26 protein-coding genes are annotated in these 24,084 nt (G+C 70.5%); 15 read left to right on the top strand and 11 right to left on the bottom strand.

Features of this window, described 5'->3' with window-relative positions:
• Positions 1 to 227 precede the first annotated feature (227 nt).
• Positions 228 to 1,355, top strand: coding sequence for a helix-turn-helix domain-containing protein (locus tag DMH03_RS24520; protein ID WP_233611618.1), 1,128 nt, complete (start codon positions 228 to 230; stop codon positions 1,353 to 1,355).
• A gap of 3 nt (positions 1,356 to 1,358) precedes the next feature.
• Here the strand turns inward: DMH03_RS24520 and DMH03_RS24515 are convergent, their stop codons facing one another.
• Both DMH03_RS24515 and DMH03_RS24510 read right to left on the bottom strand, forming a co-directional pair.
• Entirely contained in the window at positions 1,359 to 3,671 is a 2,313-nt protein-coding gene (locus tag DMH03_RS24515) for a LuxR C-terminal-related transcriptional regulator (protein ID WP_125794342.1), read from the bottom strand.
• 87 nt (positions 3,672 to 3,758) lie between these two features.
• Positions 3,759 to 3,992, bottom strand: coding sequence for a hypothetical protein (locus DMH03_RS24510; protein ID WP_125794341.1), 234 nt, complete (start codon positions 3,990 to 3,992; stop codon positions 3,759 to 3,761).
• Between the two features lie 180 nt (positions 3,993 to 4,172).
• Here DMH03_RS24510 and DMH03_RS24505 point away from each other — a divergent pair, with 180 nt between their 5' ends.
• The 5 genes from DMH03_RS24505 to DMH03_RS24485 all read left to right on the top strand — a co-directional run bounded on the left by DMH03_RS24505 (position 4,173) and on the right by DMH03_RS24485 (position 8,207).
• On the top strand, positions 4,173 to 5,357 hold the full coding sequence (locus tag DMH03_RS24505) for a sensor histidine kinase (RefSeq protein ID WP_125794340.1): 1,185 nt from the start codon (positions 4,173 to 4,175) through the stop codon (positions 5,355 to 5,357).
• On the top strand, positions 5,358 to 6,029 hold the full coding sequence (locus DMH03_RS24500) for a response regulator transcription factor (protein ID WP_125794339.1): 672 nt from the start codon (positions 5,358 to 5,360) through the stop codon (positions 6,027 to 6,029).
• An 86-nt stretch (positions 6,030 to 6,115) separates the two neighbouring features.
• A complete protein-coding gene (locus DMH03_RS24495) occupies positions 6,116 to 6,691 on the top strand; it encodes a dihydrofolate reductase family protein (protein WP_125794338.1) in 576 nt (191 codons plus the stop codon).
• 39 nt (positions 6,692 to 6,730) lie between these two features.
• Positions 6,731 to 7,564, top strand: coding sequence for an ABC transporter ATP-binding protein (locus DMH03_RS24490; protein ID WP_125794337.1), 834 nt, complete (start codon positions 6,731 to 6,733; stop codon positions 7,562 to 7,564).
• Positions 7,565 to 7,670: 106 nt separating this feature from the next.
• Positions 7,671 to 8,207 (top strand): DUF4232 domain-containing protein, encoded by a 537-nt coding sequence (locus DMH03_RS24485; protein ID WP_125794336.1) that lies wholly within the window; start codon positions 7,671 to 7,673, stop codon positions 8,205 to 8,207.
• A gap of 6 nt (positions 8,208 to 8,213) precedes the next feature.
• On the opposite strand, the gene DMH03_RS24480 is transcribed toward DMH03_RS24485, so the two are convergent.
• Positions 8,214 to 8,627: an ATP-binding protein gene (locus tag DMH03_RS24480; protein WP_125794630.1), complete on the bottom strand. Its 414-nt coding sequence runs from the start codon at positions 8,625 to 8,627 to the stop codon at positions 8,214 to 8,216.
• Between the two features lie 153 nt (positions 8,628 to 8,780).
• Here DMH03_RS24480 and DMH03_RS24475 point away from each other — a divergent pair, with 153 nt between their 5' ends.
• Positions 8,781 to 9,131: an STAS domain-containing protein gene (locus DMH03_RS24475; RefSeq protein ID WP_125794335.1), complete on the top strand. Its 351-nt coding sequence runs from the start codon at positions 8,781 to 8,783 to the stop codon at positions 9,129 to 9,131.
• 12 nt (positions 9,132 to 9,143) lie between these two features.
• Here DMH03_RS24475 and DMH03_RS24470 read toward each other — a convergent pair whose 3' ends face one another.
• Positions 9,144 to 9,584, bottom strand: a complete 441-nt coding sequence (locus DMH03_RS24470; protein WP_125794334.1) for an STAS domain-containing protein — start codon at positions 9,582 to 9,584, stop codon at positions 9,144 to 9,146.
• Positions 9,585 to 9,817: 233 nt separating this feature from the next.
• Complete coding sequence (locus DMH03_RS24465) at positions 9,818 to 10,156, bottom strand: helix-turn-helix domain-containing protein (RefSeq protein ID WP_125794333.1); 339 nt, start codon at positions 10,154 to 10,156, stop codon at positions 9,818 to 9,820.
• 68 nt (positions 10,157 to 10,224) lie between these two features.
• Between DMH03_RS24465 and DMH03_RS24460 the strand changes: the two genes are divergently transcribed.
• A complete protein-coding gene (locus DMH03_RS24460) occupies positions 10,225 to 10,782 on the top strand; it encodes a carboxymuconolactone decarboxylase family protein (protein ID WP_125794332.1) in 558 nt (185 codons plus the stop codon).
• Here DMH03_RS24460 and DMH03_RS24455 read toward each other — a convergent pair.
• Positions 10,779 to 10,991, bottom strand: a complete 213-nt coding sequence (locus DMH03_RS24455; protein ID WP_125794331.1) for a hypothetical protein — start codon at positions 10,989 to 10,991, stop codon at positions 10,779 to 10,781. The two genes, DMH03_RS24460 and DMH03_RS24455, sit on opposite strands and share 4 nt — an antisense overlap.
• A gap of 83 nt (positions 10,992 to 11,074) precedes the next feature.
• Positions 11,075 to 12,061, bottom strand: coding sequence for a LysR family transcriptional regulator (locus tag DMH03_RS24450; RefSeq protein WP_125794330.1), 987 nt, complete (start codon positions 12,059 to 12,061; stop codon positions 11,075 to 11,077).
• 90 nt (positions 12,062 to 12,151) lie between these two features.
• On the opposite strand from DMH03_RS24450, the gene DMH03_RS24445 reads away from it, so the two are divergent.
• Positions 12,152 to 13,567, top strand: coding sequence for an aminopeptidase P family protein (locus DMH03_RS24445; protein ID WP_125794329.1), 1,416 nt, complete (start codon positions 12,152 to 12,154; stop codon positions 13,565 to 13,567).
• A 416-nt stretch (positions 13,568 to 13,983) separates the two neighbouring features.
• On the opposite strand, the gene DMH03_RS24440 is transcribed toward DMH03_RS24445, so the two are convergent.
• Positions 13,984 to 15,117, bottom strand: a complete 1,134-nt coding sequence (locus tag DMH03_RS24440; protein WP_125794328.1) for a metalloprotease — start codon at positions 15,115 to 15,117, stop codon at positions 13,984 to 13,986.
• Positions 15,118 to 15,354: 237 nt separating this feature from the next.
• On the opposite strand from DMH03_RS24440, the gene DMH03_RS24435 reads away from it, so the two are divergent.
• The 6 genes from DMH03_RS24435 (at position 15,355) to DMH03_RS24410 (ending at position 20,777) form a co-directional block, all read left to right on the top strand.
• The gene (locus DMH03_RS24435) at positions 15,355 to 15,954 is read left to right on the top strand and encodes an XRE family transcriptional regulator (protein WP_199749027.1); all 600 of its coding nucleotides are present in this window, start codon (positions 15,355 to 15,357) and stop codon (positions 15,952 to 15,954) included.
• A gap of 78 nt (positions 15,955 to 16,032) precedes the next feature.
• Positions 16,033 to 17,205, top strand: coding sequence for an FAD-binding oxidoreductase (locus DMH03_RS24430; protein WP_125794327.1), 1,173 nt, complete (start codon positions 16,033 to 16,035; stop codon positions 17,203 to 17,205).
• Positions 17,202 to 17,510 (top strand): (2Fe-2S)-binding protein, encoded by a 309-nt coding sequence (locus DMH03_RS24425; RefSeq protein ID WP_125794326.1) that lies wholly within the window; start codon positions 17,202 to 17,204, stop codon positions 17,508 to 17,510. The genes DMH03_RS24430 and DMH03_RS24425 overlap by 4 nt, the downstream gene beginning before the upstream one ends.
• The gene (locus DMH03_RS24420; protein WP_233611617.1) at positions 17,507 to 18,868 is read left to right on the top strand and encodes an NAD(P)/FAD-dependent oxidoreductase; all 1,362 of its coding nucleotides are present in this window, start codon (positions 17,507 to 17,509) and stop codon (positions 18,866 to 18,868) included. Before DMH03_RS24425 ends, DMH03_RS24420 begins: the two co-directional genes overlap by 4 nt.
• The gene (locus DMH03_RS24415) at positions 18,865 to 19,776 is read left to right on the top strand and encodes a dihydrodipicolinate synthase family protein (protein WP_125794324.1); all 912 of its coding nucleotides are present in this window, start codon (positions 18,865 to 18,867) and stop codon (positions 19,774 to 19,776) included. Before DMH03_RS24420 ends, DMH03_RS24415 begins: the two co-directional genes overlap by 4 nt.
• Positions 19,776 to 20,777: a proline racemase family protein gene (locus tag DMH03_RS24410; protein ID WP_125794323.1), complete on the top strand. Its 1,002-nt coding sequence runs from the start codon at positions 19,776 to 19,778 to the stop codon at positions 20,775 to 20,777. The genes DMH03_RS24415 and DMH03_RS24410 overlap by 1 nt, the downstream gene beginning before the upstream one ends.
• A gap of 210 nt (positions 20,778 to 20,987) precedes the next feature.
• Here DMH03_RS24410 and DMH03_RS24405 read toward each other — a convergent pair whose 3' ends face one another.
• From DMH03_RS24405 to DMH03_RS24395, 3 genes are read right to left on the bottom strand one after another with little or no spacing between them, the layout of a single operon-like run.
• The gene (locus DMH03_RS24405; protein WP_125794322.1) at positions 20,988 to 22,202 is read right to left on the bottom strand and encodes an amidohydrolase family protein; all 1,215 of its coding nucleotides are present in this window, start codon (positions 22,200 to 22,202) and stop codon (positions 20,988 to 20,990) included.
• Positions 22,199 to 22,639, bottom strand: a complete 441-nt coding sequence (locus tag DMH03_RS24400) for a GAF domain-containing protein (protein WP_125794321.1) — start codon at positions 22,637 to 22,639, stop codon at positions 22,199 to 22,201. Before DMH03_RS24400 ends, DMH03_RS24405 begins: the two co-directional genes overlap by 4 nt.
• Positions 22,636 to 24,027, bottom strand: coding sequence for an MFS transporter (locus DMH03_RS24395; RefSeq protein ID WP_125794320.1), 1,392 nt, complete (start codon positions 24,025 to 24,027; stop codon positions 22,636 to 22,638). Before DMH03_RS24395 ends, DMH03_RS24400 begins: the two co-directional genes overlap by 4 nt.
• Between the last annotated feature and the right edge of the window lie 57 nt (positions 24,028 to 24,084).

Below are 24,084 nucleotides of genomic sequence, written 5' to 3'. Positions count from 1 at the left end.
ATCTCGCGTGACTGGATGGACGACACACGTGATCAGACGGACGACACACGTGATTGGGCGGACGACTCGCGGCGGGAGGTGGTCGCGCGCGAGTCGTCCGTCGGTGACCACCACGAACGGGTGATGCGTAGGCCGGATGGGCGCGAGTACGTAATTCACCCGATGTGCCCCGCTACTCCGGAGTAGCAGACTCGGCGCCCCGACGATTCCTGCTGCTCCGGAGGTCGATGATGACCCTGACCGCGTCCCATGCCCCAGCCCGTTCCGCCGCCCTCGTGATCGCCCGCGTGGTCGTCGACGGGATCCGGCATTCGCTGCCCGAGCACGCGTCGCTGTTCGACGCGCGCGCGACGGAGTTCGTCGCCTCCGTGCTGGAGCACGACAGGATGAACTCCGCGCTGGGCATCGCCGCCGGTGCGGACGCCTTCCGGCAGGTCGGTGTCGCCGAGTACGCGGCGGGCAAGGATCTGGAGCGGCTCTCCCGGGCGTACCACTCGTCGGGGCGGGCCGCGCTGCCCGTGCTGGCGTCGCTGTCACGGCAGCCCGGAGCGGGCTCGTCCGTGATGGACAGCGGGGTGGAGGCCCTGCTCCGGTGCGCCGACGTCCTGATCCGGCTGTCGACCTCGGCCTACCGCGCCGCGCACACGCCTTCGGTGGCCGAGCTGCGCCAAGAACTGCTGAAGGAACTCTTGAGCGGCCGACCGCCCGCGAAGTGGGCGGGCCTCGCGGCCGAGGCGGGCTGGGTGCCGCCCGCCAGGGTGGTGGCCGTCGCCGCGGAGCCCGGCGCGGTCCGCTCCTCCTTCGGCCCGGAGGTGCTGGCAGATCTCGGGGGCGAATACCCGCACCTGCTCGTGCCCGACGACGTCGAGATCAGCGGGGTACTGGCGGGGACGCGGGCGGCGGTCGGGCCCGCGGTGGCGCCCGCCGAAGCCGCGGTGTCCCTGCGCTGGGCCCGTCGGACGCTGGAACTCGTCCGCCGCGAGGTGATCGAGGACGGCCCCCTCGTGCACTGGTCGGACCACCTGACCACGCACTGGCTGTTCGCCGACGAGGTGCTCACCTCCGCGCTCGTCACGCGCAGCCTGGCGCCGATCGCCGATCTGCCCGCGAACGAACGCACCAAACTCGCCGAAACCCTCGACGCCATGCTCGCCGCCCGGGGCGGGGCACCCGAGATCGCGGAGAACCTCGGCGTCCACCCGCAGACGGTCCGCAACCGCCTGCGCCGCCTCCGGGTCCTGTTCGGCTCCCGGCTCGACGATCCCCAGGCCCGGCTGGACCTGCGGATCGCCTTGCGGGTGGAGCTGCTCACGCCCGAACCGGCAGGGACGACCACCCCGATCAGGGCGGCGTGAAGCTCACGCGGGGCCTGCCGACCGCGTCACCCAGGTGGCGACCTGGACGCGGTTGGAGTAGCCGAGTTTGGTGAGGATGTGGTCGATGTGGGTGTCCACCGTGCGCCGCGCGATGCCGAGCCGGTCGGCGATCTCCTGGTTCGTGAGCCCTTCGGCGATGACGTGCGCGATCTCGGTCTCGCGTTTGGTGAGCACCTGCGCGGCCGGTTTCCGCGGTTCGGGGGCCCGCTCCTCGAGGGCGTACGCGATGGCGTCGCCGATCGGCATCGCGGCGCCGTCGGTGAACTCCTTGACGGAGACCTCCCAGCCCAGTGCCGCGGTCACGGCGTCGGTGTCGGCCCGCAGTGGTTCGGTGAACGCCTCGTACCGCGTCGGCCAGGCGCCCACCGTGCGCCAGACGTTCATCGAGGCGCCCTGGAGGATCGCGGCCCGGTTGGGACGTCCGGTGCGGGCCGCGCAGCCTGCCATGACGGTGAGCGTGAACCCGACGACCACGCGGTCGTCCACCCTGGCGTGCAGGCGCAGGATCTGCTCGCAGCACCGGCTCGCCACGGCGAGGTCACCTTGGAGGTATTCGGCGGCGGCACGCGACCACAGTGCCCAGCCCCGCCAGAAGACCTCGCCTCGCCGCTCGCAGCGTTCGACGGCTTCGGCGAGCACCGCCCGGCCCCGGTCCATGTCGCCGTTCAGCCAGACGGCCAGCCCGTGGTTGTAGCTCGCCCACAGGTCCGCACCTTCGTCGCCGTGTGCTCGGAACAGCTCGATGGCCATGCCGAACAGACGGGCGGCCTCGGACATGTCGTCGCCGATCAGCGCGGCGTAGGCACGCACGTGGAGCACGTACGCGGCCGCGAGTTCGTCGCCGCTCGTCTCGGCTTCGGCGGCCGCCCTGTCCAGCATGCACCGATGGGCGGCCATATCTCCCTGCACCACCGCGAGGAAACCGGACAGCCACAGCCCGTGCGCCCGCTCCGGGACACCCGGTGCCGCTACCTCGTCGAGACGGCGGACCCACATCCGGCCCTCGGTGTTCAGCCCGCGGACGATCCAGAACTCCTTGACGTCACGCAACATCCGCAGCCCGACGACCGCGTCCGCCGGATCGCCGGTGCAGTAGTCGAGTGCGACGCGCAGGTTCGCGTGCTCGCGCCGGAGCCGTCCGATCCAGCCGAGCTGATCGGTCTCCAGCCATTCGGTGGCGTACCGGCAGGCGAGTTCGGCGAACCAGTCCCGGTGCCGTTTCCGGAACTCCGCCGTCCCGCCCGTCTCACTGAGCCTGTCGACGCCGTACTCGCGCACCGATTCCAGCATGCGGTACCGCACGCCGCCGGGGTACTCCTCGCGCAGCAGGATGGACTTGTCGAGCAGCCCGTCGACGACTTCGAGTACCCGTTCGCGCGGCAGTTCGCCGCCGGAACAGACCTGCTCGGCCGCGTCGAGGTCGAAGCTGCCGGAGAACACCGACGCGCGGGCCCACAGCAGGCGTTCGGGCCCGGTGCACAGGTCGTGGCTCCAGTCGATCAGGGCCCGCATGGTTTCGTGCCGCTCCGGCCGCCCACGCCGGTCCTTGGTGAGCACGGAGAACTGCCGGTCCAGCCGGTCGGCCAGCTGACGCAGGGACAACGCCCGCGCGCGGACGGCGGCCAGTTCGATGGCCAGCGGCAGCCCGTCGAGCCTGCGGCACAGCCGGATCAGCGGCTCGGTGTCCTCCTCGGTGAGCCGGAACGACGGCGCGACGGCGGTCGCGCGGTCCACGAACAGCCGCACGGACTCGTCGTTCATCGCGCGTTCGAAGGAGTCGCCCTGTCCCGGTATCGCCAGCGGCGGCACCGGCAGGACCCGTTCGCCCGCCACCCCGAGGGATTGCCTGCTCGTGGCCAGCACGGTCACCTGCGGGCAGGACCGGACCACGGTGTCGGCGAACCAGGCGCAGCTGTCGACCAGATGCTCACAGTTGTCCAGCACCAGCAGCAACCGGCTTGCCTGAAGTGCCTCGACGACCACCTCGATGGCCGGTTTCGCCGAGCGGTCGCCGAAGCCGAGGACGTTCGCCACGGTCGGCACCAGCAACGCGGGTTCCCGCAGCTCGGCGAGCGAAACGAAGACGACCTCGTCGGCGGTCGCCTCCTTGTGGGCCGCGGCGACCCGCCATGCCAGCCTGGTCTTGCCGACGCCGCCCGGCCCGGTCAGCGTGACCAGCGACGACGTCTCCAGCAGGCGCCTCGCCTCGCCGGTCTCGGCGTCACGACCCACGTAGCTGGTCACTTCGGTGGGATCGGCAGGCCACCCCGAAAGCGAGCCGACTCCGTCCGCCATGCACTCTCCCGCGATCGACCAGACCCGCGATTCCGTCCGATGTAGACGGAATCGCCCGGCTGCGGATCCTAGCGGACAAGCGTCTCCCTAGCGGGAAGCTTGTTTGCCGCGGTCGTGCGCCCAGCCCGCCAGGACCGTTCCGGCGGCCACGAGCAGCAGGAACACGAGCAATCGTCCGCCCCAGTCACCGGGTACCCAGTCGAACGCGCCCCATAACTGGGTCGCGGAATGATCGAAAAGACTGCGGATGGCGGCCTGCGCGAAGACGGCGACGGCCACCATCCCGACGATTCGCAGCCCCAGATAGCCGCCCTTGGTCATGCTTCCTACCTCCTGTTTCGCGGTCGGGACCGAGCATCGCCGTCACGGATCCGGGAGCACATCGGCAGCGCGTCGCGCTTCGCGTCCGACCAAAGTCGAGCCCGGTCGCGACCGAGGTCGGGGCCGGGATCGTCCTGTGTCCGGCTGCGCCGCCGCGGACGGGTCGACCATGATGGGCCGGTGATCACCGAAGCCGGCCCCCAGCCGCTCCTCCGTCCGTGGGGGCAGGCATGGCGCCTGCTCGCCGCGTCCGGGCTGGGCGTGCTGCTCTGGCTCCTCACGGCGTCGCAACTGCCGGTGGGCGCGACGGGGCCGAGGGTCGACTGGCTGATCACCGGCGATCCGCTGATCGCGCTGGCCTGCCTGATCGCCCTGCTGTGGCGCCGCCGCTTCCCGGTCGTGATCACGACCGCGGTCATCCTCGCCTCGACGGTTTCGGTGCTGGCGGGCGGCGCGGCGTTGCTGGCGCTCTGTTCGCTCGCCGCCAGGCGACGACCGGCCGAAACGGCGGTGGCGGCGGTGTTGTCCGTGGTCACGGCGGTGCTGACGGTCGGCATCTACCCCCAGCGGGAGCCACCGGGACCGCTGTGGCTGCTGATCATCCTGCCCACTTTGATGGTGGGCATCGTGGTGGCCGTCGGCGCCGCGATCGGCGCGCGCCGGGAGGAGGTGCGCTCCCTGCGGGAACGGGTCGAGAGCGCGGAACGGGAGCAGGCCGCGCGGGCGGCCGAGGCACGGATCGTGGAGCGGCACCGGATCGCCCGCGAGATGCACGACGTCCTCGCGCACCGGGTCTCGCTGGTCGCCATGCAGGCCGGGGTGCTGGGGCACCGCCCCGACCTGCCCGCCGACCAGGTCGCGGAGCTGGCCCGCGGGATCGCCGACGGCTCCCATCAGGCGCTGGAGGAACTGCGTGACGTCCTCGGCGTGCTGCGGGCGAGCCCGGACGAACTGGAGCCACCGCAGCCTTCGCTCGCCGACCTGCCGTCGCTCGTCGCGGACGCGCGGGCGCTGGGACTCGACGTCACCTTGACGGTCACGACGTCGGGCGAACCGCCCGGCTCGATCGCGAGGACTGTCTACCGGATCGTGCAGGAAGGGCTGACCAACGCCGGCAAACACGCGCCGGGTGCCGAAGTGCGCGTCACCGTCGAGGGGGAAGCGGGTGACGGCCTGCGGGCGACGGTCCGGGATTCCGGTGCGGCGCGGGCGATCGCGGGCCCGCCCGCGTCGGGATACGGCTTGCTCGGCCTTTCCGAACGGGTCGGGCTGGCAGGCGGCGAACTGGACCACCACCCGGAACCAGGCGGCGGATTCGTCCTCACCGCGCGGTTGCCGTGGCCGGCCCGCGAAGGGAGCGAGTGAATGGACAGCGAGCGGGTGCGGGTCGTGCTCGTCGACGACGAACACCTGGTGCGGATGGCGCTGCGGCTCATCGTCGACGGCGAACCCGACCTCGTCGTGGTCGGCGAGGCCGCCGACGGCGACACCGCGATCACCGTGGTGGGGGAGCAGCGGCCCGACGTCGTCCTGATGGACGTCCGGATGCCGGGTCGCGACGGGTTGAGCGCGACCGAGGAGATCCTCCGCCGCCCGGATCCGCCCCGGGTCCTGGTGCTGACCACCTTCGACTCGGACGAGATGGTGCTGGGCGCGCTGCGCGTCGGCGCGCTCGGCTTCGTCCTCAAGGACACCCCGCCGCCGCGGATACTCGCCGCGATCCGGACGGTCGCGACCGGCGAACCCGCGCTTTCACCCGCCGCCACGGCCCGTTTGATCGCCGCGGCCACCGGGCCGCATTCGTCCGACGCGCGCCGGGCGTCCCGCGAGACCGCCCGCGGCCTGCTGGCCACGCTGACCGACCGCGAACGCGAGACCGCGAGCGCCATCGCCGAGGGACTGTCCAACACCGACGTCGCGCGGCGGCTGGACATCACCGTCGCGACGGTGAAGGCCCACACCAGCAGCATGCTCGCGAAACTCGGCGTCGAGAACCGGGTCCAGATCGCCCTCCTTGTCCGCGACGCCGAAGCCTGAAAACTTTTTCCGGCCCGGTGTCGAATCCGTCGTTCCCCGGTCGACGCAGTGTCGAAAGCAGTTCGAAACGACCAAGGAGAAACCAGATGCGCACCCTGATCGCCACCGCGTTCGTCTCGCTCGACGGCGTCGTCGAGGGGCCCGGCGGGGAGCCGGGCTACCGCAACTCCGGCTGGACCTTCGACGGCATCGAGTTCGACGAAGCGGCGTACGAACTCAAGAGCCGTGAGCAGGAAGAGGCCACCGCGATGATGATGGGCCGGGTCAGTTACCAGGCGTTCGCGCCGGTGTGGCCCGCCATGACGGAGGAATTCGCCGGCTACAACGCGATGCCGAAGTACGTCGTGTCGACCACGCTGCGGGAGGAGGACCTCGTCGGCAACTGGGGCGAGACCACGATCCTCCGCTCGCTCGACGACGTCGCGAAGCTCAAGGAGACCGAAGGCGGGCCGATCATCCTCCACGGCAGCGCGGAACTGAACCGGAACCTCGCCGACGCCGGGCTGATCGACCGCTACCACCTGCTGCTGTTCCCGGTGCTGCTCGGCGCGGGCAAGAAGCTCTTCAGCGACACCGACAAGGACAAGCAGAACCTCAAGCTCGTCGAGACCGAGGCGTACTCCAACGGCGTCCAGAAGCTGGTCTACGACGTCATCCGATGATCGGACCCCGGGCGGGCGCGGGCAGCGCGTCCTGCGATCATGAACCGCGTGACCAAACCCGTCTTCGTGCAGCCGAACCTCGACGGACCGGCGGTGGAGCTTTCCGGGGTCGAGGTGCACGTCGGTCGCGTGCCGCTGGTGTCGGACGTCGGCTGGCGGGTGGAGTACGGCCAGCGCTGGGTCGTCCTCGGCCGCAACGGGGCCGGGAAGTCGACCATCCTCTCGGTGGCCTCCACCCAGCGGTTCCCCAGCGCGGGCACCGCCGTCGTGCTCGGCCACCGCATGGGCGCGGTCGACCTGCGTGACGTGCGGACGCATATCGGCTTCGTCGGGGCGAACCAGCGGCTGCCGGACGCGGAGAACCACGACGCGCACACCGTGGTGCTCACCGGGTTCAGCGGAAGCGTGCTCCCGCTGTGGGATCGCTACGACGACGCGATCCGGGACAGGGCGTCGAAACTGCTCGAACTGGTCGGCTGCACCGAACTGCGCGATCGGCCGGTCCGGGTGTGCTCGCAGGGTGAACGCGCCCGGGTCCGGCTCGCGAGGGCGCTCATGGCCGACCCGCTGCTGCTCCTGCTGGACGAGCCGTTCGCCGGTCTCGACCTGCCCGGCCGCGAAGACCTCCTGATGGCGCTGGAGAACCTGACGCTCGCCCAGCCGGAACTGGCCACGGTCACCGTGACCCATCACCTGGAGGAGATCCCGGCGACGGCCACGCACGCCCTGATGGTGCGGCGCGGCAAGGTCACCGGGGCGGGGCCGATCGACGAGGTCCTCACCGGCGAAGGGCTTTCCGCCTGTTACGAACGCGACGTCGAGGTCCACCGCATCAACGGCCGCTGGGCCGCGCACGCGACCCGGCGGTCCTGAAGGCGGGTGTCACTCCTCGGGGTTGTTTCCGGGGAACAGCGGCATCTCCCCGGTCTCCGTGGGCATCTTTCCCGGTGAGTTCGCTCGTCGAGCGGGAGGAGATGTGATGAACGTCCGGGTGAAACAAGCCGCCGCGGTGACCGTTCTGGGGATCGCCGCGCTGACCGCGGCCGGTCCGGCCGAGGCCGCCACACCGCGCTGCGCGACGGCGGACCTCGCGGTGTCCTTGGGCGAGCCGACGCAGCTCGAAGAGGCGACGGGCCAGTACGACGTTCCGTTGATGTTCAAGAACGTCTCGCCGCGTACCTGCGGCCTGCACGGCGTGCCCGAGGTCGACCTGGTCGGTCCGGCCGACCCGAACGGACCGGTGTACCACTTGCCGAGGGTGGACAACGGTGTGCGCGGTAACGAGGTGCCGCCAGGATCGACCGCGACGGCGACCGTCACCGTGCTGTCGCGGACTCCGGGATCGGCCGGTAGCCAAGGCTCGGCCTCGTGGACACCTTCAAAACTGGTGACCGTTCCGCCGGGACGGACGGAGGCGTTGAGCGTGGACTGGCCGTCCTGGCTGCCGGTGCTTCGTCAGGACGCCGCCACGCGTCCGGGCAGCTGGGTCAACGGAATAGTCGCCGGCCCCGCCTGAGGCCGGTCACGCGGAGGGGCAGGGCCAGGCGAGCCGGACGATGGTCCCGGTGGGGGTGCTGGTCACCGAGGCCTCCGGCGCGAAGGCGCGGATGATCGGCAAGCCGCGTCCGCCGTCCGGGCGGCGCCCGTCGCGCCAGCGGCCGGCGTCGGCGACGGTGATCTTGAGCCGGCTGTCCTCATGGGCGGCGGTGATCGTCATGACGTTGGCGTCGGTGCCGTCCGGGTACGCGTGCCGGACGACGTTCGTCATCGCCTCGTAGGCGGTGAGCTTGAGATCCTCGGCCAGTTCCCGCGGAAGACCACGGTCGAGTGCCCACTTCGCCAGAAGATCCCGCAACGCGGCAGCCTGCGCGGGGACGGCGGCGACCTCGAGGATCAGCTCGCCGGTGGTGGCGCGCACCGGCTCGTCGATCGGCATCACGAAGCTTCTCCTCGTCGCCCGCCGCGGTCCACGACCACCGGATCCAGTGACCAGATTAAGGCACCGGCGGGATCGGGACACGAGTGCGGCGCGAGAGGGCGTCGCGATCCGATATGTTCGAGAACAGCGGAGTTCCGACATAAGGGGTGGATGACGGTGACGAGCGGAGACGGCGACGACCGGGAGATCCCGTTCTCGGTGACCGTCGCCAGGCCCGATGGCGCCGAGGTCGTCATCGCGGTGGCGGGGGAGATCGACCTGACGACCTCCGAAGATCTCAAGGAGTCGTTCGAGGCGGCACTGGAGCCGGCGCCCGGCAGGCTCGTCGTCGACCTCGAAGGGGTCAACTTCTGTGACTCCAGCGGTTTGGCGACCTTGGTCAGGATCAACGACCGGTGCGGCACCCAGGGTGTCGACCTGAGTTTCCTGCCGTCGCCGACGATCCGGCGGCTGGCTTCGAAGACCGGCCTCTCGACGCTTCTGCCGCTCGCCGGATCCTGAGCGTCGCGGCGGTCAGTGGTCCGATACTTCTCGGATCGCCTGGTCGAGGCGCCGGTACACGGGGATATGGGCGTCGACCCTGAACAGCTGCAGCAAGCGCAACACGGGCCGGGTGTCGGCGACGAGCCCGGTCGCGCGGTGTTCGAACCGGGCGCGCGCCGCGGCTGCCTCGATGACCCGCAACCCGGCGACGCCGAGGAAGCCCACCTCGGTGAGGTCGAGCACCGTGGTCGCGGGGAGGTGGCCGCCCAGTGCGCGTTCCAGTTTTCCGGCGGTGGCGAGGTCGACCTCGCCGGTCGCGGCGACGACGAGCAGGTCTTGACTCCATCGGATCCGCCGGATGCGCAGCAGTTCGTCGTCCGACGGTCGCGGTGAGGGAACGCCAGGACGGATGACGGCGCGGAGGACCGGGCCGTCGCGGGTGCCACGGGTGGACGGAATGCGTTCGGACATGATGCTGGTCTCCCGGATGACCGGGGACGACGAGACGGCCAACGGACAAGCCTGCACAACAGCTGCGCAAGTCAACTCGCCGCCGCGTCGCCCCGGGAAAGTGCTGGGCCGCGGATATGCGGGTCGGTCTCGCGGGCTGGTGGACTCAACCTCACGTACTTCTCACGGTACGCCGCCAGCCCTATCTGGCAATACCACGGGCGGTGAACAGTGGGATTCATCTTCGCGCATGATCATTCGCGTAAGGCCTTTTCCCAGGCACGGCCCCACTTTTCCAGCGGGTGCAACGCGTCGAGGAGCCGTTCCCCCAAAGGGGTCAGGCGGTAACCCTCCCCGCCGGTCTCGACGATGCGCGCTTCGGTGAGCTCGCCGAGCCGCGTGGAGAGCACGCTGGACGACATGAGTTCGCAGCGCCGCCGGAGTTCCCGGAACCCGACGTCGCCCTGGCGCAGTTCCCAGATCACCCGAAGGGTCCACCGGCGCCCCAGCAGATCGAGTGCGGCCATGAGCGGGCGGCCGGTTTCGGAGCCGCGGACCGGCTGCCCGGGCCGCGGGGTCGGGTGATCGGGCATGTCGTCCCCTTGCGCTTCGACTTTCGAAGCAGCATAGTGGTTCGAAAGTCGAAGCACACGAGGTGGCCATGGCACGGATCGCACCACTCGCCCCGCCCTACGAGGCGGACGTCGAACAGGCCCTTCGCAAATGGATGCCGCCCGGCGTGACACAGGATCCGCTGGCGCTGTTCCGGGTGCTGCAGCACCATCCGGAACTGGCTTCACGGATGCGTGTCCTGGGTGCGGGCCTGCTCGCGCACGGGGGATTACCCGCGCTGGACCGGGAAATCGTCATCGCCAGGGTCACCGCCCGATGCGGATGCCGCTACGAATGGGGTGTCCACGCCGCGGTTTACGCACCGTCGGTCGGTTTGACGCCGGATCAGCTCGAAGCCACCGTTTCCGGCGACGCCGGGCATCCCGCTTGGTCCGAGCGGCATCGCGCGCTGATCGGCGCCGTCGACGAACTCCACGACACGGCAACGGTTTCCGATGCGGCGTGGGCCGCGCTCGCCGACTACTACCCGGCCCCGCAACTCCTGGAGCTGCTCGTGCTCGCGGGCTGGTACCGGACGATCGCGTACGTCGCCAACGGCGTCCGTCTCGAAGAAGAGCCTTGGGGTGCCACCTATCCCGATCGCTAGGGCCGGTGCGAGTCGATTTCCCTGGTGTCGTCCCGTTCCTGTTTCGAGGCCTTCCACGAGGCGAGCGCGCACAGGAGTGCCGCCACGAAGCCGACCGCGGTGAGTGTCCCGGCCCAGACGGCGCCGGTGGCGACGAGAAGGTAGAGCTGGACCACGGCGGTGCACGTGTAGACGACCGCCAGTCCGAGCCACAGCCGTTGCGCCATCATCCCCCCGTCTCCGTTCGCCCGGTACGGGGTCAATCGCGGCTGGGCGTGATCTGGTTACATCCCGGTCGCGTGATCAGACACGTTCACGACCCGGCGCCCCGGAAGAAGTCCACCAGCCCATCCCAGGACTGGGTGCTCCGCCGCCGCTCCCACCAAGTCCGGAACGGGGCCGACGCCATCGCGTGCCGCGTGTACGACGTCATCACCGCGCGGTACACGTTCTCCGCCTGGTCCCACGTCAGCCGTTCCTTGCGCCACGCCAGCACCAGCCGCATCCGCATGGGGTCGCCCTTGAGCGGCCGGACGACCATGCCCGGCAGTTCGGGCGCGGTGGGTTCCACGAGCTGCACCGCCTGCCCGGCGGCGATCAGGTGCCGTCCGCCGCCGTTGGGGCATTCGAAGCGGATCCGCGGCGTGAAGCCGGCGCGGTGCGTCGCCGCGCGCAGGGACGTCAGCGAGCCGTCCTCGGGGCCGGGCGGGCCGATCCACGCTTCGTCCGCGAGGTCGGCCAGATCGACTTCGAAGCCGTCGGCGAGCCGGTGCCGGGCGGGAAGGCCGATGAAGACGGGCACCCACGAGAACAGCACCCGGTGTCCCAGGTGTTTCGCCAGCGGCACTTCCTGGTCGTCCGACATGGCGATGACGGCGATGTCGAGGGTCGCGCGGGCCAGCGCCTGCGCCAGCACCGCACTGGAAGGTTCCACATGGACCGTGACGTCCAGCCCCGGCAACGCGTCGTCCAGCCGCTCGACGAAGGTGGGCAGACAGTCCATTTGGGACGATCCGAGCCGGACCAGGCCGTCGCCGAGGGCGCCGAGGAGGTCGCTCTCGAACCGGTCGAACTCCACGAGCAGGGTCAGCGCGCGGCGCAGTGTCTGTTCGCCGACCGGGGTCGGGGTCACGCCGGTGTGGCTGCGGACGAACAGCGGCGCGCCGATCTGCCGTTCGAGCCGCTGGAGCAGAGAGGTCAGCGACGGCTGGGACATGCCGAGTGCGGCGGCCGCCTGCGAGAGGCTGCCCGCTTCGGCGATGGCGCAGATCGCCCGCAGGTGCCGGATCTCCAGGGCCATAGGCGGAGTCTATCGCCGCCGGTCATTACGGCCGGGCCGTTCGCGGTGCGAAGGTGCGGCCAAGACTCCGACTACCTGAAGGGGGAGCCGATGACCGGCGACCGAACCCGGCCGGACCTGCGCGCGCTGCTGGCCGCCAAGGGGTTCCGGAACTGGATCAGCGAAGGCTGGGAGCCTGCCGACACCGCCGTGGATCTGCCGTCGGGCACCGCCGAGGCGGCCGCGGCCCATCGCGGCAGGCTGTCGGCGGAACTGCCAGGTCAGCGGATCGCGCTCGCGGCGGGCCGGGCGGTGGTGCGGTCCAACGACACCTTCCACGGCTTCCGTGCCGACAGCGACTTCGTCTGGCTCACCGGCTGCCGGCGTGAGGGCGCGATCCTGGTGATGACCCCGGCGGGGGACAGCCACCACGCGACGTTGTACGTCCCGCGCCCGGCCGAGCCGGACGAGCCCGACTTCGTGGGCGACGCCGACACCAGCCCGTTGTGGGTCGGCTCCGCCGCCGGGCCGTCGGCGTACGGGGACGCGCTCGGCATCGAGTGCCGTCCGCTGGAGGACCTTCCGCACGGTTTGCGTGGGCGGTACCCGAGCTTCCTGACCGGTGCCGGGGTCGATCTCGCGCTCGACGCGTTCGGCTTCGGCCACAGTGATCGGCTCCGGACCGTCCTCGCCGAGTTGCGCCGGATCAAGGACGACTGGGAGATCGGCCAGTTGCGTGACGCCGTCGACGCCACCGCCCTCGGATTCGCCGACGTGCTGGCCGCGCTGCCGGAGGCGGTCCGCGGCGGCGGGGAGCGCTGGCTGCAGGGCACCTTCGACCGCCGTGCCCGCACCGAGGGCACCGGACCCGGCTACACCTCGATCGTCGCGGCCGGGCCGCACGCGCCGATCCTGCACTGGACGCGCTGCGACGGGCGGGTGACCGAGGACAGCCTCCTGCTGCTCGACGCCGGAGTCGAGCTGGATTCCTTGTACACGGCCGACATCACCCGCACCTTCCCGGTCGGCGGCGAGTTCACCAAGACTCAGCGCGACGTTTACGACCTCGTGCACAAGGCGCACGTCGCGGCCCTTGGCGAGGTCCGGCCCGGTCAGGACTACGGCGCCTTCCAGGCGACTGCACTGCGGGTGCTCGCGGAGGGCCTGCACGATTGGGGCCTGCTTCCGGTGTCGGTGGACGAAGTGCTGTCGCCGGACGGGCAGCAGCATCGGCGGTACATCGTCTGCGGTACCGGCCACTTCCTCGGGCTGGACGTCCACGACTGCGCCGCGGCGCATCCCTCCGCGTACCGGGAGGGCACCCTCGCCGAGGGGATGGCGCTGGCGGTGGAGCCCGGTCTGTACTTCCACGCCGGCGACCTCACCGTGCCACCGGACCTGCGCGGCATCGGCATCCGGATCGAGGACAACGTCGTGATCACCGGATCGGGGTACGACCTGCTCTCCGGCGGTTTCCCCTCGACCGCCGACGAGGTCACCGCCTGGGTCCAGGCAGCCAGGAGCTGAAGGACGGACGAGGGTAAGGCAAAGGTGGCATGAGACGAGTCAGTGGTGGAGTAGGTCGCCAAGGAGTCTGGCACGCTTTTGACCGTCCACAAGGGACGCGGGTCGGATAGTGGTGTCCATTTTGGGTACTTTGCGCGGGGGTCGTGAGTGGTAATGAGCGTTCTAACCGTCATTGCCACTCACGACCCCTCTCGAAAACCGCATATTTAGCCGTTAATCAGACATTTCACTGCTCAAATGTGTCCCTTGTGGACACTCAAGGCGCGGCCGGCTCTCGTGGCCAGTCCGGAACCACGCCGCGAAGGCCGCCCTTTCTGCCTTGACCCAGCGAAGGGGTTCTTCATCGCAGAGGCTCGGTCACGCCACATTTGACTTACCCCTCACCGGAGGGTGAGTTCCGGCCCTCCGGTGTCCCGTCAGTACCAGATGGTGTGCCCGGCGAGGATCCGCTCGGCGGCGCCGGTCGTGGACAGGCCCGCGGCGGGCCGGTCCTCGGTGAAGTACTCACGGAAGTCCTGGCTGAAGTGGCGGGTCATCAGCGCGATCGTGCGGTTCCAGTTCCCGCCGTCCGGCCCGCCCGGCGCCCACAGGTCCAGCAGCGACGAGCCGACCCGGCCCTGCACGGTGTCGCCGTCGTCCCAGCCGGGCGTCGAAGCGTCGTTCTCGAAGCTGTACGAACTCCCGTTGTCGTAGACGTAGCGGTAGTCGCCGAGCGCGTAGGCGGCGACAGCGTCCGCGAAGCCTTCGGTCCACGCGCACGATTCCGAGCTGTGCTTCTCGATGTAGTGCGGGTTGCAGCCCTCGACCACGGGGAAGCCGCGGCCGTAGAGCTGCCATTGCAGCCAATGCCCGGCCTCGTGGAGGATGAGGTGCTTCGAGTCCGGCATCGTCGCGCCGAGGAAGACGTAGTTCGTATTCGGGTAGTCCCAGTAGCCGCCGTCGGCGACCTTCGGATCCCAGACGAAGGTGATCTGGTCGCAGCGTCCGTCGGACTGCCGCGCCGTCCAGCACGACGAAGACGGGTTGGCGCGTTTCCAGTAGAGAACGTTGAGCGTGTCCACGACCTTCCACGCCCGCTGCAGCGTCGAAGGCACCTTCACCGTGCCGAGATCGAGAGTGCCGGAGACGTTCGTGCGGCGTGCCGAGTCGAACGTGTAGTCGGTGGTGTTGTTCGCGGCCTTGACGACCCGCCACATCGAGGTGCTGCTCGATCGGAACCGGACGTACGCCTCGGCGAGTGACCCGGTGTGGCAGGCGGTGAACCGGCCGTCGGACGCGCCGGTGATGCCCGCCGTGAGCCGGGTCGCCGTGCCGGAGCCGGTGCGGCCCCACAGTTCCCAGTTCGCGTTCCGGGCCACCTGCGTGCGCAGGGGTTTGCTCGTCCCGGCTTCCGCGTCGAGATGGTCGAAGGCGAGCGTGCCGGTGAGACAGGCGCTCGCGGCCGCCGTCGCCGGGGTGACGGCCACGGCCGTGGTCAGCCCGAGGGTCGTGATGAGCACCGCGCCGAACGCCCGAAGTCGTCGGTTCGCGGATCTGCGGATCAGCTGCACGGGGATCTCCTCGCTGGAAGGAAACGGCGGTGCGCCCGTGACCCTGTGTCGACGGTGACACACCGGTTGGTGATGGAGTGTCATCGCGGCCGGCGCCGCCCACCATCGCGTCGCCCCATCGGTCGCGGCTATGCCCCCGGTGTCGGGAGGCGTGTCATGATGTCCGCGAACTCGATCGGCAAAGCGAACGATTCGCCCATCCGGTCGTACGGTTTGGCGAACGGCAGGGGAGAAGCGGTGGAGGACGAGACGCCCTCGATCCGGGACATGCTGGCGGTCAACCTGCGTGCGGCCAGGGCGGCGAGGGGTATCTCGCTGTCGGAGCTCTCGCGGCGTTCGGGCATCGGCAAGGCGACGCTGTCGCAACTGGAGTCCGGCGGCGGCAATCCGACCATCGAGACCGTGTTCAGCCTGTCCAGGGTGCTGGAGGTGGCGATCTCGGATCTGCTCGACCACCGGGCGGGCGGCGCGCTCACCGTGGTGCGCGGCGCCGACGTCGAGGTGCTCAGCGGTGAGGGAGTGGATCTCCGGCCACTGCGGCGGATCGAGACCGGTGACGGCGTCTTCGAGGTGTACGACCAGGTGGTGCGCGGCGACGCGCCGCAGCGTTCGCAGGGGCATGTCGGTATCGAGCACACCATCGTGCAGTCGGGTTCGCTGCAGGTCGAGGTGGCGGGCCGCAGCGTCGAGGTCGGGCCGGGGGACTACGTCGCCTTCGACGCCCGCGAGCCGCATTGCTACACCGCTTCGGAGGGGCCGGTGCACTCGGTGCTGCTGCTGCAATATCGCGCCGACGAACGGCTCGACGGCAGGCCGCATCCGGTGCTGAAGGGCTGACGGCACCCGAGGTGTTGACACGTCTCCTGGCGGGAACCTACCCTCCGATCGTTCGCTTTACCGAACGCTGGAGGGTCGATGAACCGAACGCGCGTGGTCGTGCTCGGCGACGGCATCGTCGGCGCCGCGTGTGCCCGTGAGCTGAGCCGGGCGGGCTTCGACGTCGTGGTCGTGGATCGCGGCCGTCCCGCTGGGGGCACCACGTCGCACGGCGAGGGCAACATCCTCGTCTCGGACAAGGGACCCGGCGCCGAACTCGAACTCGCGAAGCTTTCGATCGCGCTGTGGCCCCGGCTGGTCGCCGAGATCGCCGACGAGGACGCCCGTGCCGCTTCGGAGATCGAGTACGACCCCAAGGGCGGCATCGTGGTCGCCACCACGGACGACGGCGCCCGCGCTCTCGCCGCGTTCGCCGCGTCGCAACTCGGTGTCCGCGCGGAACCGTTGTCTCCCAAAGAACTTGCTGAAGCGGAACCCGCGCTGACCCGTGAGGTGACCGCCGCGTTCCGCTACCCGGAAGACGCTCAGGTCCAGCCCGCCGGTGCGGCGCTCGCGCTGCTGGGCTCGGCACTGCGACACGGTGCCCGGCTGCGGTCCGACACCGAGGTGCTGGGCGCGTCCGTCCACAACGGACGGATCACCGGCGTCCGCGTGCCAGGCGAGGTCATCGAGGCCGACATCGTCGTGAACGCCGCGGGCCCGTGGGCCGGTCAGGTGTCGGCGCGCCTCGGCGCCCCGATCGCGGTCCGCCCTCGCCGCGGCGAGGTGCTGGTGACCACCCCGATGCCCGGTGTCGTCCGGCACAAGGTCTACGACGCCGATTACGTCGGCGCGGTCGGTGCCGATTCGGGCGAGTTGCAGACCTCCGCCGTCGTCGAGTCGACCTGGGGTGGCACCGTGCTGATCGGCTCGTCACGCCGCCGGGTGGATTTCGACGACGCGATCCGCCCGGACGTGCTGAGCGCCATCGCGGTCAAGGCGCTGCGGCTGTTCCCGGCACTCGCCGACGTCGCCATCATGCGCGCGTATGGCGGTTTCCGGCCCCACGTGGACGACCATCTGCCGGTGCTCGGCGAGGATCCGCGGCTGGAGAACCTCTGGCACGCCACCGGGCACGAGGGCGCCGGTATCGGGTTGAGCGTCGGCACCGCGCGGTTGCTGCGCGAACTGCTCACCGGGACGGAGCCCGCGATGGGCGTCGAAGAGTTCACTGTGGACCGTCCGGCGGTACTGGCGGAGGTGGCCGCATGAGCGGATGGCTGCTGCCGCGCGATCGCGATCCGGTGGGCCGCACCGACCGCCCGATCCGGATCACCGTCGACGGCGAGACCCTCACCGGGATCGCCGGGCAGAGCGTGGCGGGAATCCTGCTCGCCGCCGGCCGGACTTCTTGGCGGACCACACGGTCCGGTGCGCCACGCGGGGTCTTCTGCGGGATCGGCGCGTGCTTCGACTGCCTTCTCACCGTCAACGATGTGCCCGACGTCCGCGCGTGCCGCCGCCCTGCCGCCGACGGCGACGAAATCCGCACCCAGTCCCGGGAGGAGACCGCGTGAACGTGGTGATCGTCGGCGCCGGCACCGCCGGGCTCGCGGCGGCCGAGCACGCGCTGCGGGCCGGTGCCCGCGTCACGGTGCTGGACCAGGCGGACACTCCCGGCGGCCAGTACCACCGGATGCTGCCCGAGGCTTACGCGGCGCGGCGTCCGGACCGGATCCAGCACGGCCGGGCCGAGTTCGACCGCCGCCGGCGGGTGCTCGCGCATCCGCGGTGCCAGTGGCTGCCCGAGTCCACGGTCTGGGCGTTCGACCGGGTGGAGAAGCGGGTGCACGTCGTGCGGGGACAAGCCGACGGCGGTGGACGGCGGCGGCTGTCCCTCGTCCCGGACGCGCTGATCCTGGCGACCGGCGCGCACGACCGCACCCTGCCGTTCCCCGGCTGGGAACTGCCCGGCGTGTACACCGCGGGCGCGGCACAGGCGCTGGCGAAGGGCGAGCGGGTCGCGATCGGTGAACGGGTCCTCGTCGCCGGGGCCGGGCCGTTCCTGTTGCCGGTCGCGGAATCGTTGCTGGGCGTCGGCGCCGAAGTGGTCGCGGTGCTGGAAGCGAACCCGTTCACGACCGTCCGGAAAGGATGGTCGTCCCGCCCATGGCGCCTTGCAGCCCACGCCGGGAAAGCGGGCGAACTGGCACGGTACGCCGCGACGCTGGCGCGTCATCGGGTCCCGTACCTGCCGGGCCGGGCCGTGATCGAGGCTCGCGGGGCCGATCGCGTCCGCGAGGTCGTGACCGCGAAGGTCCGCGCGGACTGGTCGATCGTCCCCGGCACCGAGCGGACGTACGAGGTCGACGCGGTCTGCGTCGGGCACGGCTTCACGCCGCAGCCGGAACTGGCCGTCGCCGCGGGCTGCGTCCTGGACGGCGGTTTCGTCCGGGTCGACGGCGCGCAACAGACCACTGTGGACGGTGTCTTCGCCGCGGGCGAGATCACCGGCATCGGCGGCGCGGTCACCGCGGCCGCCGAGGGTGCGGTGGCGGGATGCGCCGCCGCCGGAGGTGAGCCGCCGCCGGGGTTGATCCGCGCGCGCGACCGGGCCCGCACCTTCGCCGAACGCCTCGCCACGGCCCATCCGATCGGCACGGCCTGGCGAAGCTGGCTGCGCGAGGACACGATCGTCTGCCGTTGCGAGGAAACCACGTACGGCGAACTGACGCGTGCGGCGGGGGACGCGGCCTGTCCCGGACCGCACGCACTGAAACTCGGCACCCGGGCCGGTCTCGGCCCGTGCCAGGGCCGCATCTGCGGTCCGACCGTGTCCGAACTCTGCGGTGGCACCGAACGGCACCACCGCCCGATCGCCCAGCCGATCCGGCTGGGCGAGCTGGCCGCCCGAACCGAAGGAGAACCTGAATGAGCACCCCCGACCTCGGTGGCGTCGTCGTCGCGACCGCTCTCCCGTACCGGGCGGACGAGTCGGCGCCGGCCGGGCTGGCCGTGGACTACGACGCCTACGCCGCGCACTGCCGATGGCTGGTCGACAACGGCTGCCGGGGCGTCGGCCCGAACGGCTCCCTCGGCGAGTACTCCTCGCTGACCGACGAGGAGCGCCGTCGCGTCGCCCGCACCGCGATCGAAACCGTCGGCGACGACGGGATCGTCGTCGTCGGCGTGCACGGCCCCGGTTCGCATCAGGCCAAGCACTGGGCCGAGGTGGCGGCCGAGGACGGCGCCGACGGCCTGCTGTGCCTGCCGCCCACGATGTACCGCGCGAACCGCGGCGAGGTGCTCGCGCATTTCGAGGCGGTGGCGTCGGTCGGGCTGCCGGTGATGGTCTACAACAACCCCATCGACACCAAGGTCGACCTCACTCCCGCCCTGCTGGCCGAGATCGCGCAGATCGACAACGTGGTCGCGGTCAAGGAGTTCTCCGGTGACGTCCGGCGGGTGCTGGAGATCCGCGAGCAGGCACCGGGCCTTGACGTGATCAGCGGTGCCGACGACGTCGTGCTGGAAAGCCTGCTGATGGGCGCGACCGGCTGGTTCGCCGGGTTCCCCAACGTGTTCCCCGTCGAGTCGGTGCGGCTGTTCGACCTGGCGCGGTCCGGCAAACTCGAGGAGGCCAGGGCGCTCTACGAACCGCTGGTGGCCGCGTTCCGCTGGGACTCGCGCACCGAGTTCGTCCAGGCGATCAAGCTCGGGATGGACCTCGTCGGCCGCTACGGTGGTCCGTGCCGTCCGCCCCGGGGCGCGCTGACCGACGAGCACCGCGAGCAGGTCACCGCCGACATGCGCCGCGCGCTCGCCTCGCTGGGGGTGGCGTAGTGCGGTCGATCCGGTCGATCACCGCCGTCGACTCGCATACCGAGGGCATGCCGACCCGGGTGGTGACCGGCGGGATCGGCGTCATCCCCGGCGACACCATGGCCGAACGCCGCCGGTACTTCATGGCGCATCTGGACCACGTGCGGCAGTTCCTGATGAACGAGCCGCGCGGCCATTCGGCGATGAGCGGCGCGGTCCTGCAACCGCCGTCGAGGCCGGACGCCGACTGGGGCGTGGTGTACATCGAGGTGTCCGGCTGCCTGCCGATGTGCGGGCACGGCACGATCGGCGTGGCGACCGTGCTGGTGGAGACCGGCATGGTCGAGGTGACCGAACCGAAGACCGTGGTACGCCTGGACACCCCGGCCGGGCTCGTGCACGCCGAGGTCGAGGTCCGGGACGGCCGCGCCGTACGCGTCAAGCTCCGCAATGTCGCGTCGTTCCTCGCCGAACGTGACGCGGTCGTCGAGGTGCCGGGGCTCGGCGAGGTACGTTACGACCTTGCCTACGGCGGCAACTTCTACGCCATCCTCGAACTGTCCCAAGTGGACATCCCGTTCGCCAGGGCGGAGAAGGATCGCATTCTGGCCGCGGGGCTGGACATCATGGCGGCGATCAACGAGCAGCGTCCGCCGAAACATCCGGCCGACCCGCTGATCGGCGGCTGCAAACACGTCCAGTTCCTCGCTCCGGGGTCGGATGCCCGGGCTTCGCGGAACGCGATGGCGATCCATCCCGGCTGGTTCGACCGGTCGCCCTGCGGCACCGGCACTTCGGCCCGGATGGCGCAGCTCCACGCCCGCGGCGAACTGCCGCTGCACACGCCGTTCGAGAACAGCTCGTTCATCGGCACCACGTTCACCGGCGAACTGGTCGCCGAGACCACCGTCGGCGGCGTGCCCGCCGTGGTGCCGGAGTTCTCCGGGCGTGCGTGGATCACCGGCAACGCCACCTACCTGCTCGACCCGGACGACCCGTTCCCCGCCGGCTTCGTGCTGTAACCCGCGGCTACGCGAGAGGCAAGGAAACCGCGCGCCCAATGTGGCATTGGGGACGCTCACCGTCCCCAATGCCACATTGGGCGCACCCAGGCCGGCTGCCGGAACCGCTGCCGGACGACAACCCGTGAGACGTCCCGCAGCGCTTCTCCTGACCCGCGTTTCGTCCTCTGCTTGCGACGGAAGGACATCGCAAGCAGAGGACGAAACGCATCAGGGGGAGACCACGGTCCCGCCCTGCACGATGTGCCGGAACTTCTCCGGCTCGGCCAGGACGCCGATGTCCTCCAGCGGATCCCGGTCCACGACCAGCAGATCCGCGTGCGCGCCGGGGGCCAGCGTGCCGATCTCGCCGGTCAGGTTCAGCAGATCCGCCGCGGTCGACGTCGCGGAGCGGATCACCTCCAGCGTGGACTGGACTTCGGCGCGCAACCGGAACTCGTGATTCTGGTGCCGGTGCATCCCGCCGAGCAGATCGCTGCCGTACACCAGTTTCACCCCGCCCCTGGCCGCCCGCTCGAGTGCGGCCATACCCGCGCCGAGGACCTCGTCGACCTTGCGCCAGCTGGATTCCGGCAGCCCGTGCTCGCGACCTTCCTCCTTCAACGCCCAGTACGTGACCAGGGTCGGCACGAGGTACGCGTCGTGCCGGAGGAACAGTTCGACACTGAGGTCGTCGATCAGGTTGCCGTGCTCGATCGACCGCACACCCAGTTCCAGCGCGCGGTTCACCGCGCGGGCGGTGTAGGCGTGCGCGGCGACGTACCGGTTGGCCGCCTCCGCCTCCTCGACGATCGCGCGCAGTTCTTCGGCGGAGTACTGCGTCGAGTCGATCCGGTCGGTGGGGGAGGCGACGCCGCCGGAGGCCATCACCTTGATGTGGTGCGCCCCCTTGCGCAGTTCGTCGCGCGCGGCCGCGCGGACCGCGTCGACGCCGTCGGCGACCCGGCCGAGACCGGCGCAGCACGGATGGTCGTCGCTGGCGTTGGCGCCCCGGGTCCGGCTGTCGCCGTGCCCGCCGGTCTGGCTCAGCGCGCGTCCGCAGAACAGCAGGCGCGGACCGCGGAACAGGCCCTCGGCCTGCGCGTCGGCGAGGCCGTAGTCGGCGCCGGAGGCGTCACGGACGGTGGTGAAGCCCCGGTCCAGCATCCGGCTCATCGTGCGGGCGCTGTGCGCGGCCACATAGGACGGCGACGAGGCGGGCAGCGACCCCAGGTCCGCGGTCGAGGCGGTGACGTGCACGTGGGCGTCGACGAGACCGGGCAGCACGAACGCGCCGCGCAGATCCTCGGTCCGCGCGTCACCGGCGCTGAGACCCGTGCCGATCTCGGCGATCCGGCCGTCGGCGCACCGGAGGTCGCCCTCGGTGTACTCGCCCTTGACCGGGTCGAGCAGGCGGGCGTTGCGCAGCAGCAGCGATCCGGTCATCGGGTCTCCTCCAGGAGTTCGCGCAGGGCCGGGGCCGCCAACGGTGCCAGGGAACGGGCCATCGTGACGGAATCCTCGTCGTAGCTGCCTTCGGCGTCGAGGATGTTGAGGACGCCGAGGGTGCGGCCGTCGGCCACCACCGGCACGTTGATCACCGCGCCGCAGCCGAGCCGGTCGATGAGTTCGTGGTCGGCGAAGATCTCCCGCACGGCCGCGCTGTCCGGTCCGAAGTAGGGCTCCTGACCGGTGATGCACCGCTCCAGCCAGCCCGCGGCCACCTCGACGGTCTTCTCGCCGCCCACCGGGTACTCGTCCGGATGACTGCTGTGCACACGCCGCAGCGCCCGCCGTTCGGGCACCCAGGCCAGCACGGTGAACAGCCGTACGCCGATCGAGGCCCGGGTCTTGTCCTCCACAGTGGACAGTGACACCGTCACTTCGTCATCTCCTTCGCGGTTTTCACGGGCGCGCCGTGTTCGGTCAGTTCTTCCAGGGAACGGCCGGCGGTGGACAGGCCGAACACGACCACGACCACCACCCCGGCCACCAGGACGGCGGTGGTCAGGCCGAAGACGCCCGCGAACCCGAGGCTCGCGGCGGACAGGCCGATGATCGTCGGGGCCAGGATGCTGCCGACCCGGCCGAAGGCGCTGGACAGGCCGGTGCCGCTGGCGCGGATCCAGGTCGGGAACACCTCGGGGGTGTAGGAGTACACGCCGGCGTAGGTGCCGTTGAGGAAGAACGACAGCACCGCCCCGGCCAGGGTGATCGACCACGGCGCGTCCATCTGGCTCAGCCAGAAGGCGCTCACCGCCGAACCCGCGAGGTACAACGCGATGGTGTGCTTGCGGTCGAGCCGTTCCGACAGCCACGCGGCGGAGAAGTACCCGGGGATCTGCGCCAGGTAGATGATGATGGAGAACTCGAAGCTCTTGGTCACCGTGATCCCGCGCTCGACGAGCAGTGTCGGGATCCAGGAGAAGAAGCCGTAGTAGGAGAACGTGATCACGAACCACACGGTCCAGATCACCGCGGTGCGGCGGGCCATCGCCGGGCTCCACAGGAACTTCAGCGCGCTGAGGAGATTGACCTTGGGGGTTTCCGTCGCGGGCTGGGCTTCGGTCTCCGGCACGGCCGGAAGTTCTTGTCCCGTCGCCTTTTCGACGTCCCGCTCCAGTTTCGCGACGATCTTCTCCGCCTCGGCGTGCCGCCCGTTCGCGAGGAGGAACCTCGGTGATTCCGGCAGGGACCGGCGCCACCACAGCAGCATGACGATCGGCAGCGCGGTGATCAGCTGCGCGACCCGCCAGCCCTCAGGCACCGTCGGGACGACGAACCGGCCGATCAGCGCGGCCATGACGAACCCGAACGAGAAGAACCCGGCGAGCGCGCCGACGAACCAGCCGCGCCGCTTGGCGGGGACGAATTCCGACAGGAACGGCGCGATGATCGCGCTTTCGGCGCCGGCGCCCGCCCCGGCCAGCACCCGGGCGCCCAGGAAGACCTCATAGTTGGGGGAGAAGGCGGCGAACACCGAGAACACCGCGTAGAAGGCCAGCGCGTACATCATGACCTTTTTGCGGCCGATGCGGTCGCCCAGCAGGCCGGCGGCGATCGCGCCGAAGAGGAAGCCGAACGGCGTCGCCGACCCGATCAGCCCGAGTTGCCCGTTGTCGAGGCCCCACTCGGCTTTCGCGCTCGGCAGGAGGAAGGCGACCACGGCGGAGTCCATGCCGTCGAAGGTGTAACCGAGCCCGCCGATGAGCAGGAGTAGGTAGTGGGGACGGCTCAACGGGAGCCGGTCGAGTCGTGCCAGAAGCGTCATGGGGAACGCCTTCCGTGGTTCGGGCGACTAGGGGAGACGAGAGTGCGGACAACGTAT

It is taken from the genome of Amycolatopsis sp. WAC 01376 (genome assembly GCF_003947415.1).
Lineage (GTDB): Bacteria > Actinomycetota > Actinomycetes > Mycobacteriales > Pseudonocardiaceae > Amycolatopsis.
This window is presented reverse-complemented; position numbering and strand designations above follow the sequence as displayed.

Excerpts from the sequence above, each read along its gene's own strand:
- DMH03_RS24515 (WP_125794342.1), bottom strand. The coding sequence starts at position 3,671 with ATGGCGGACGGAGTCGGCTCGCTTTCGGGGTGGCCTGCCGATCCCACC.
- DMH03_RS24510 (WP_125794341.1), bottom strand. The coding sequence starts at position 3,992 with ATGACCAAGGGCGGCTATCTGGGGCTGCGAATCGTCGGGATGGTGGCC.
- DMH03_RS24450 (WP_125794330.1), bottom strand. The coding sequence starts at position 12,061 with ATGGCCCTGGAGATCCGGCACCTGCGGGCGATCTGCGCCATCGCCGAA.
- DMH03_RS24455 (WP_125794331.1), bottom strand. The coding sequence starts at position 10,991 with ATGATGGCGCAACGGCTGTGGCTCGGACTGGCGGTCGTCTACACGTGC.
- DMH03_RS24460 (WP_125794332.1), top strand. The coding sequence starts at position 10,225 with ATGGCACGGATCGCACCACTCGCCCCGCCCTACGAGGCGGACGTCGAA.
- DMH03_RS24485 (WP_125794336.1), top strand. The coding sequence starts at position 7,671 with ATGAACGTCCGGGTGAAACAAGCCGCCGCGGTGACCGTTCTGGGGATC.
- DMH03_RS24475 (WP_125794335.1), top strand. The coding sequence starts at position 8,781 with ATGACGGTGACGAGCGGAGACGGCGACGACCGGGAGATCCCGTTCTCG.
- DMH03_RS24430 (WP_125794327.1), top strand. The coding sequence starts at position 16,033 with ATGAACCGAACGCGCGTGGTCGTGCTCGGCGACGGCATCGTCGGCGCC.
- DMH03_RS24480 (WP_125794630.1), bottom strand. The coding sequence starts at position 8,627 with ATGCCGATCGACGAGCCGGTGCGCGCCACCACCGGCGAGCTGATCCTC.
- DMH03_RS24490 (WP_125794337.1), top strand. The coding sequence starts at position 6,731 with ATGAACCGCGTGACCAAACCCGTCTTCGTGCAGCCGAACCTCGACGGA.
- DMH03_RS24470 (WP_125794334.1), bottom strand. The coding sequence starts at position 9,584 with ATGTCCGAACGCATTCCGTCCACCCGTGGCACCCGCGACGGCCCGGTC.
- DMH03_RS24405 (WP_125794322.1), bottom strand. The coding sequence starts at position 22,202 with ATGACCGGATCGCTGCTGCTGCGCAACGCCCGCCTGCTCGACCCGGTC.
- DMH03_RS24445 (WP_125794329.1), top strand. The coding sequence starts at position 12,152 with ATGACCGGCGACCGAACCCGGCCGGACCTGCGCGCGCTGCTGGCCGCC.
- DMH03_RS24495 (WP_125794338.1), top strand. The coding sequence starts at position 6,116 with ATGCGCACCCTGATCGCCACCGCGTTCGTCTCGCTCGACGGCGTCGTC.
- DMH03_RS24425 (WP_125794326.1), top strand. The coding sequence starts at position 17,202 with ATGAGCGGATGGCTGCTGCCGCGCGATCGCGATCCGGTGGGCCGCACC.
- DMH03_RS24465 (WP_125794333.1), bottom strand. The coding sequence starts at position 10,156 with ATGCCCGATCACCCGACCCCGCGGCCCGGGCAGCCGGTCCGCGGCTCC.
- DMH03_RS24520 (WP_233611618.1), top strand. The coding sequence starts at position 228 with ATGATGACCCTGACCGCGTCCCATGCCCCAGCCCGTTCCGCCGCCCTC.
- DMH03_RS24500 (WP_125794339.1), top strand. The coding sequence starts at position 5,358 with ATGGACAGCGAGCGGGTGCGGGTCGTGCTCGTCGACGACGAACACCTG.
- DMH03_RS24415 (WP_125794324.1), top strand. The coding sequence starts at position 18,865 with ATGAGCACCCCCGACCTCGGTGGCGTCGTCGTCGCGACCGCTCTCCCG.
- DMH03_RS24395 (WP_125794320.1), bottom strand. The coding sequence starts at position 24,027 with ATGACGCTTCTGGCACGACTCGACCGGCTCCCGTTGAGCCGTCCCCAC.